Annotated in this window: 7 protein-coding genes and 1 tRNA gene; 4 read left to right on the forward strand and 4 right to left on the reverse strand. The window is 65.3% G+C overall.

The features are described from left to right. The first annotated feature begins 58 nt into the window (after positions 1-58). Positions 59-1,129, forward strand: coding sequence for a hypothetical protein (locus KDL01_RS10160; RefSeq protein ID WP_212528146.1), 1,071 nt, complete (start codon positions 59-61; stop codon positions 1,127-1,129). A 195-nt stretch (positions 1,130-1,324) separates the two neighbouring features. Here the strand turns inward: KDL01_RS10160 and KDL01_RS10165 are convergent, their stop codons facing one another. Then, positions 1,325-2,116, reverse strand: a complete 792-nt coding sequence (locus tag KDL01_RS10165) for an IS110 family transposase (protein ID WP_212528147.1) — start codon at positions 2,114-2,116, stop codon at positions 1,325-1,327. Positions 2,117-2,343: 227 nt separating this feature from the next. Here KDL01_RS10165 and KDL01_RS10170 point away from each other — a divergent pair, with 227 nt between their 5' ends. After that, the gene (locus tag KDL01_RS10170; RefSeq protein ID WP_212528148.1) at positions 2,344-3,117 is read left to right on the forward strand and encodes an SMI1/KNR4 family protein; all 774 of its coding nucleotides are present in this window, start codon (positions 2,344-2,346) and stop codon (positions 3,115-3,117) included. 146 nt (positions 3,118-3,263) lie between these two features. Here KDL01_RS10170 and KDL01_RS10175 read toward each other — a convergent pair whose 3' ends face one another. After that, on the reverse strand, positions 3,264-3,896 hold the full coding sequence (locus tag KDL01_RS10175; RefSeq protein ID WP_212528149.1) for a hypothetical protein: 633 nt from the start codon (positions 3,894-3,896) through the stop codon (positions 3,264-3,266). Between the two features lie 256 nt (positions 3,897-4,152). On the opposite strand from KDL01_RS10175, the gene KDL01_RS10180 reads away from it, so the two are divergent. Then, positions 4,153-4,440, forward strand: a complete 288-nt coding sequence (locus KDL01_RS10180) for a hypothetical protein (RefSeq protein ID WP_212528150.1) — start codon at positions 4,153-4,155, stop codon at positions 4,438-4,440. Between the two features lie 258 nt (positions 4,441-4,698). Continuing rightward, complete coding sequence (locus KDL01_RS10185) at positions 4,699-5,604, forward strand: hypothetical protein (protein WP_212528151.1); 906 nt, start codon at positions 4,699-4,701, stop codon at positions 5,602-5,604. Positions 5,605-6,073: 469 nt separating this feature from the next. Here the strand turns inward: KDL01_RS10185 and KDL01_RS10190 are convergent, their stop codons facing one another. After that, a complete protein-coding gene (locus KDL01_RS10190; protein WP_212528152.1) occupies positions 6,074-7,201 on the reverse strand; it encodes a hypothetical protein in 1,128 nt (375 codons plus the stop codon). Between the two features lie 429 nt (positions 7,202-7,630). Continuing rightward, positions 7,631-7,704: transfer RNA gene (locus tag KDL01_RS10195), tRNA-Ala, on the reverse strand. Positions 7,705-7,833: the final 129 nt, after the last annotated feature.

Genomic DNA, 7,833 nt, shown 5'->3' on the forward strand with positions numbered 1-7,833 from the left:
GATGACCAGGTGCGAGAATTCGCAGGCGCAGCCGCCCGCTTATCAGCACAATCGACGCATGCCTGATTACCGCGCACGCTGCGCCGACGGAGTGGCCGGGACGGTCCGCCTCTACCAGGAACTGTTCTCCGACCTCGACCCGATTCGCGGAGGCTTCGGTTGGTGGCACGGCCACCTCGACCAGGCCAGGTCTATCCTCGCCGGCGACTATCTGATCTCCGTCTGCGAGCAGGTCAGCCAATGCCTGACCCGTGCCGCCTGGCATGAGAAGACTTTCAACGAAGCCTGGTTCGCCGAGGCGCGATGGATGCGCGCGGCCCTCGCCACCGGCCGCGAGCAGGCACCGCACGAGCGCAGCGAAATGGACGAGCAGCGCGCGGTACGCATCGAGACCTCGCTCGACGGGTTCTTCCAGGCGTGCGGCAGCGTACTCGACAACCTCGCAGCCGTGGCCATAGGCACCCTCGGCCTCAGCACGGACCTGGTGACCGCTGACTGGAACGTGATCGGGAAGGCCGCCGGCGGCGAGGCCAAGCTGCTCCAGGCTCCAACAAGCCCCGGACGCACTGTCCAGGACAAAGCAGTGGAACGCATCCAGCACAGCGCGGCAGCCGGGCCGGACGGTTGGCTGCGCTGGACGATCGGCATGCGCAACCTGCTGGTCCATCGAGGCCGCCGCATGCAGGTGCGGTACTTCTACCGGGTGAAGCAACGCCCAGGTGCAGAGCCGGAGTACGTGCTGCTGCTCACGCGCAACCCGCAGCTGACGGAGATCGAGGACCTCGCCCTCGGCCTAGGAATCGATTCCATGATGCTGCGCGAGCACGCGGGCAACACTATGGCTGGGGTCCTTGCCCGCCTCAACACCCTCACTGTCGAGGCGATGGAGATCTTCGCGCAGGTGTGGACAGCGAGGCGGGCCGACCCGGCACTGCTGCCGCCGCCCGAAGGGCTGTGGAAACAGCTCTACCCGAAGAAACGCGACCTGTCCGGATTCAACGGGTTCAGTGACACGGTGCCGATGTCCGAGGGCGAGATGCGGGTATCCCCGGACATGGCCCGCCGATTTCAGTCGGCGAAGGTGCTCGACGGTCCGCGCGACATATGGGTCGGACTACTCGGCAGCTAGTACGGCAGTCGGACTTCGCGGGCTGACGTAGAGTCAGTGTTGTTGAGCTGCAGGGATTCTCGGCTCAGCGCGTAGCGCACGGGGGTCGGAACGAGTGCGGGCCGCTCCGTGATCATCATGGCGTGACGCAATCTGATCAAGGAACGGCCTGCTCGGCCACTATAGCGGGAGGGTTCGAGGCGCGCTTGGCGGAGCTCACCTCGCTGCTCGCGCCCGTCTTCTCCCGGTGTGACCTGCGCTCGAACGCGATGGCGTACATGCGTGCGCTGTTGATGCCGGGGGTGTCCGGGAACTGCTGGGCACTGGCGCAGGCGGTCGGGTACGACCGCCCCTACCGGTTCCAGCATCTGCTCTCGGGCGCGATGTGGGACGAGGACGCGGTGCGCGATCAGGTGCGCGCCTTCGTCGTCCGGCCCGTCGGATCTCGGCCGGGGTCACGTAATGCGCGAGCAGTACAAGACTCGAGACTCGGGTCGGATCGGTGACCCGTTCCAGTCCGGGGTGCACGCCCAGGAGCAGCTCGCGCAGCCGCGCGATGCGGGCCATGGCCTCCTTGACCAGCGTTGTGCGGCAGCTGACCAGAACGCGCATTTCCACGGCCGCGTCCTCGGGCAGCGCGACCTCACGCAGGTCCTCACGGAACATGACCTGCTCGGCGATCACCTTGGAGTCGCGCGGGTCGGATTTGTTCTCCCCACCACGCGTCCCACGCCGGGCCCGCTTGACCGCCAGACCCGGCACGTGCACGCAGCGCAGGCCCTCGGCCAGCAGCATCGCGGTCAGCAACCCGGCGATCCCACCAAGGATGTCGAGGCCCACGGTGACCCGGCCGTGCGCCTGCTCGATGGCCTTGAGTTCGCTGACGGCCTGCTCGATGGCCTCGGGGTCGTTCTCGACACGGTGACCGGTGAGCAGGCGGCCGCGCTCGTCGATCACGGCCAGCCAGTGGAACTCCTTGGCGATGTCGAATCCTGCGTAAGCGGCCACAGTGCCCTTCCCTTCCCACGACGGTCGGCCGCGCACCTTCCCCCGCCCGTCATCGCCTTACCAAGCGATGGATCGCAGAGCCTAATCAGCGGTCCGGAAGAAGTGGCGGGGCAGGGGGATCAGCAATCGGAGCCATCGAGGGCAGCCAGCATGAAAGCCATCCCTACCCCACCCGCGCAATCCCAGAGTCGCGAACTCACGGGATCCACTCAATAAGGTAGGGCGGCATGACCGCGCTGACCGTTCCCGAGATCCAGAGCCTGCTCACCGCGACCAGCGCTCAGCGAACACCGATCAACCAGGATATTGAATTCCATCTGGCCTGGTCAGAATGGCGCCGACGCCACCAAGCCCGAGCCCGCTGGTACCACTACCGCCGACGCCTCGCCCTCGCGACCATGACCGCGCGTTTCACCCGACGAAGTCAGCCGCCGTGCAAGCGTGGTGGCCACGTCCAGCTGCATCGAGGCTGGACAGAGCGCCCGTGCGCCTTCGATGATGGCGGCCGTGACGAAGATGAGCTGGCCCAGAAGCTTTCCGCGCTGGCCGCCGAGGGCAGGTTCAAGGAGCCGCCCGCGACAGCCGGAATGGTCGAGGCCGCGGAAGCGGCGATCGGACACGCGTTGCCCGCCTTGCTACGCCGGCTCTACACGGAGGTAGCCAACGGCGGGTTCGGCCCTCGCACCGGAGTCCTGGGTGTACCGGGCGGGCGTGGATCGAGCGGGGACTTCGCTGACATCGTCGATGTCTTCCGGGAGTTCAACGTGCAGCTCCCGCCGGATCATGAGTTCTACTATCCGATGCCGTCGGGCATGCTGTGGATTCTGGACGAGGGCTGCTCCCTCTGGACGTTGATCGACCTCAAGGACCCTTCGGCCCCGCTGTGGGGCTGGGATCCGGGCAAGGATCCAAAGCTGCACAGCCTTGACCTCACGCTCGCGGACTGGCTGACGACATGGCTCAACCTCGGCGCGCCAGACGATTTTCTCTGGCGCAGGTAACCCCGCGCCGCGCGAACAACTCGCACCACGTCAGCCTGCGAAGTCCGACTGCCGTACTAGGCAGGCCGCGCCGTTGACACGATTGTAGACGGAGCCCCGGAGAGTGCGCGGTGAAGTTCCGGCTACTCTCAATCGTTTGCCATAGGTCATTTGCCGCTCTCGCGGAGATGGTCCGTGGCGCTGCGCTCAAGTTCTGCCACCAGGTACAGCTCCGAGGCGAGCTCAGTCGGCGCGCCATACATGCCGCACAGCATCTCGCCAGCGCGATTGACGGCCTGCTGCAGCGTCTCACCGAAGGAGGCATCGAGCATGGTGCCTAGGACGGTCGCGGAATAGTAGCCGTCAGACCAGCTGACCACCACGGTGTAGCGATGGGCCTTCAGGCCCCACCAGCCGTTGTGCTGGGCCAGCTCAACCTGAGCGGCGTTCGGCTGCTTGGCCCGTTCCTCACGACCCGCCAGCCACTGCTCAACCTCGGAGATGCTGGAGTGGTTGGAGGTGCTGTCCTCCTCATAGTCGAAGCAGGCGAACCCCGCCGCTTCGTCCACCTCGATACTGAGGAGGGCCGCGCCGAAGAAACCTAGGCCCCATCGAGCGGTACGATGGGGCCCCCAGTTAGCGACATCGAAGTGCCAGCCGGAGCGGCCAGCGAGAAGGCCGGCAAGCGTCCACCAGGCAGCCACGACCTCGCGGTCATCGGACGGTCTGAGCTCGGCACAGATGTTTCCGTAGTCAGCGTTGGCGAACCCGACACGGACGTTGACTTGAGGTGACTCCACATCCGTGAGCCTATCCGTACCCACCGTCAGCTGAGCCCTTCCTGCGAAGAAGGGGACCAGAGCACGTGCGCGCGCCTGTACACCAAGGTGGCTGACGACGGATACGGGCCTGGGCTGCTGCCGCTGCTCGGACAGGGCCGCAACCTCGTCAACGGGCACCTGCCACTGACCACGAGATCAGCGCCCGGGCGCTTCGCTGTATGGCCAGCCGGAGCAGTCCCGATACTGGACTGGGCCTGCGCAAATGAGCACGCCAATGGACTGTCTCGACGAGCGGGGCCAGGTGCTGTTCGAGCCGAACGGACGCGGTGGCGGCGCCTACATCGACTGCTGGTTTCTCGACTCGCCCAGCCTCGCCGCCTGGCTGAAGACGTGGCTGACCGGCACTGCCGGGCATTCACTAGACCTCGGCCCGCACGAGGTGATGTATTCCCAGCCGTGCTCGCACACTGCCGCGCGCCTGTCCGGAAAACTGCTGCATACAACGTGCGGCCAACCGGATCAATCTGTTCAGAAGCCACATGATCGACTGGACAGACTTTAGCGGCACAACAGAACTGACGCCGCTACTGGGTGCACGGTCGTCGCCGCCGGGCAACAGGCGGCTCCACAAAGACACAGGTCGCCATGTGCTCTTCGTTTGACTTCCGGGGGTCGGAAACGCAGTCAATGACCTGCTCGCCCGTTGGCTTGATGTCTCGAAACGAGACGATTGGGCAGTACCGAAGTTGGCAACCGCGCTGGCAAGAGCAGTTGAGAGCGGAGGGTATCCTCAACCCTACCGTCCCATAAGCTTTTCGTCGTGTTCTGGGTTCTCCTCTTGAGCGGCCAGGCGACCGCCCCGGCCGCGCCGACGCCGCTGCCTGATGTCATCACCGCGTACGCGACTGCAGGCGCCACGATCATCGCCGTGGTGGGATTGATCGCCACACTCGTCCTTGCTCGCAGGGACCGGAAGCAGGCCACCGCCGACCGCGAGCAGGCGGCAACTGATCGCGCCGATGCCAAGAAGGAGTTGGAAGATCAGCGCGCCGAAGCGAAGAAGACTCTGGCCGATCAGGCAGCCCAGTCTGACGAGCGGCTCTCGCGCGAGCTTGCTGCGGCGGAGGAACGCTTCCAGCGTGAGCGTGATGCCGAGGCGGATCAACGGCGTCATGAACGCCAGGTGGCGGCAGCCGCAGCCCTGTTGGAGCGAGTCGGCGCGGCGATGGTGCAGTTCGATGTCCTGTGGGGGCTGAACATCGTGCCGCAGGGGCCTGCCGCGCTCGCGAATCCGTGGGCGACAGCCCGCCAACTTGCTGCCCGGGAGGCAATTCGCTCTCTGCGCGAGGCCGCGTACGTAACGGCCAGGGTGCTCGATGACTGGGAGGTCGTGGCGCGTTATCGGATGCTCGTGCAGCTAGTCCTCACCGTAGCGGATGCCCCGCGGGTGTTCGAGGAGAAGCACGCCGACCACCTGCAGCACGAGCACTTCCGGGGTCGCGTGGAGAGCGACCTGCGCAATTACGCGAAGGTCGTCATGATCACCCTGAGCAGGTACATGGATGGCAAGCCCGTTCCGAAGCTCAGGGCGGACGAATACCCGCGGTTCTCTCGGCAGGCCGAGGACAAGGCCTCGTGGGGACCGAGCGACTTCACCTCGATGTTGGAATGGGATTCGGAGGAGCTGATTGACCCGGGCGACACCCGATACCGGCCTGCGCTCTGACCATCTTGACCACTGACCTGAGCACTCGTTTTCCCGGAGTCGGTGGTCCCGTGCCGACTGTTCAGCCCTTGGAGGGCGAAGGTTCGCCGGCCAGTACTCCGACGCATCTACCGTCATTTCTGGCAGCCAGCTCGGCACGCCGGCTTCCTCCTGGGGCACGTCACGATACCGGTTCTGACCGCCCTTCCAGTTCAGCCTGAGCAGCACGGCGTACGGCCGCTCAGCCATCCATGTGGCTGCCGCGTGGAGCACGTCCGGTCCTCGTCTCCGGCGAACGTCACCAAATGACCAGACCCATAGGTCTGGACCCTCACTGGCCCGTGGTAGGTCGTGACCTCCGCCTGCGCCGGGTGCTGCAATCGGTCCACGTTGTCGCTGCTGGATTCCGTCACCGCATCAGCGTATGCGCGCCCGCGGGCTGGCCAATTGACTCCGCTGATGCGGGAGTTCGCGCTGGTCGCTGAACGGCTCAGACCTGTGGTCGGATTCCCTGACCATCCCCAGAATCAGGCTGCGTGCCTGTGTCGCTTGTGCCGCCGCCCGCATCGGAATGCCGCTCATCTGGGGAGGAGGGGAGCTTTGCCGGCCGCTGTATGCCAATCATGACCTTCAGCCGACTTCCAGGGCGATTGCTGTCCGCAGCCGCAGTCAGCAGGCGCGTAAGCGTCGGGTCCGGCTCTCCCCGCATCCGAAGTACAGAGCCACCGACAACGTCTTTGGTTGCCCGGATATACCGGTTGGTATAGATCTGCGCGAGCGAGGAGCCGGTGGGGTGCCCGCCGGGCTCGGCCATACGCAACACCATCTCGATCGGCCTCTGTTCCTCGTCCACGACAAGATCGCTCGGCCCGAGTATCGCCCCTCCGTACAACATCATGGCTTTGATGAGTTCGTATTCCTGCGAGTCTGTGACTTGCTCGCCGTCGATCAGAAACTCGACCGCTCCCGGCGTGAAGTATGGCCAGTCCACGAAGTCCGGGTCGACGGTCGGTTCCTCCCCGGGGACCACGGCCACGATACGCATGCAGGCTGCGGGCTGGGTGAGGATCAGGCGCTCGCCGAGGAGCGCGAACTCGCTCCCACACACTGCCTCCTCGACTGTGATCTCAAGGTGCCGACCACGGCGGACGAACCGGCTAGCGTCGACGAGAGTCCACTTGCTCAGCATGGACCAGTAGTGCGCGAACACGAGGCGAGCCCCAGTCACCTGCGCGTACGCCTGAAGCTCGGCGAATATCTCGGTACGGATCTTTTGCGGCTTGAACGTAGCCTTCGGCCCAACATTCTTCACCTCGATCAGCAGGTGTTCGCCGTCTTTGGTTACTACACGGTAGTCGGGCAAACGCAATGGCCGGTCGGGCTCGCAATAGAGCTCTCCCGTGTCCTCATCCTTGATCATGGCGATGCTGTCGAGGCTGATGACGACGGCGCGGAAGAGGTCTTGCACCCAGTGGCCATGTAGTAGCCGGTCATCGCCGAGAGACTCTGTCAGGCCAGTGGCGACCCGCGCGCCGAAATCGCTGGGATCGGCGTCCCTCAGGTGGCCTCCGCCGGCTCCGGGAATCTGGGCGAACAGTTGCAGCGCTTCGATCCGCATAGAGGGGGACCTGGACGGTTCTACAGACATCGCATTCGCACCCCTTTCCACGGTCCAGTGTCCGAGTTCGAAAGCCTTGCCGCCACCGAGTTTGGACGCATCAATGGTCGCGCAGGTCCATCTGCCGTAGGCGACATGTTGGACGCATGTAAGCACGTAGATTGCTGAGACAACAGCAAGGACGGCCAAGAGATCGACCCCGTACCTGCGGCGCCAGCGGACCGCGCTCGCCGGCGCCTGGTGGCGGTGAGGATCCGGACGACCCCTCGCTCGACCTTGTCGGCCGCAGGACGGTGTGGCCCGAACCCCGCAGCTATGCGCGCCGATCCGCACCCAGCCGAAACGGGGCTTGCCCACTTCTCGCCCACGTGTATAGTCAGAGGCCCTAGCCGAAAGATCGGCTAGGGCCTCTGACCTGCACTTGCGTTGTGGACCTGAGGGGATTCGAACCCCTGACCCCCTCGATGCGAACGAGGTGCGCTACCGGGCTGCGCTACAGGCCCTTCTTCTGTTGTGGCGTCGCGGGGACGAGCCTTCGCGACGTGGTCGAGATTATCACAGGCGTGGCGGTGGGCTGAAACCGATATGCGGGGCGGGCCGGGGCGCAGGCCGGGTGAGAGGCCGGCCTGCGC

This window comes from Actinospica durhamensis, assembly GCF_018139695.1.
Taxonomy (GTDB): Bacteria; Actinomycetota; Actinomycetes; order Streptomycetales; family Catenulisporaceae; genus Actinospica; species Actinospica durhamensis.

Coding starts and splice junctions, on each gene's coding strand:
- KDL01_RS10160 (WP_212528146.1), top strand. CDS start 59: ATGCCTGATTACCGCGCACGCTGCGCCGACGGAGTGGCCGGGACGGTC.
- KDL01_RS10170 (WP_212528148.1), top strand. CDS start 2,344: ATGACCGCGCTGACCGTTCCCGAGATCCAGAGCCTGCTCACCGCGACC.
- KDL01_RS10180 (WP_212528150.1), top strand. CDS start 4,153: ATGGACTGTCTCGACGAGCGGGGCCAGGTGCTGTTCGAGCCGAACGGA.
- KDL01_RS10190 (WP_212528152.1), bottom strand. CDS start 7,201: ATGCGGATCGAAGCGCTGCAACTGTTCGCCCAGATTCCCGGAGCCGGC.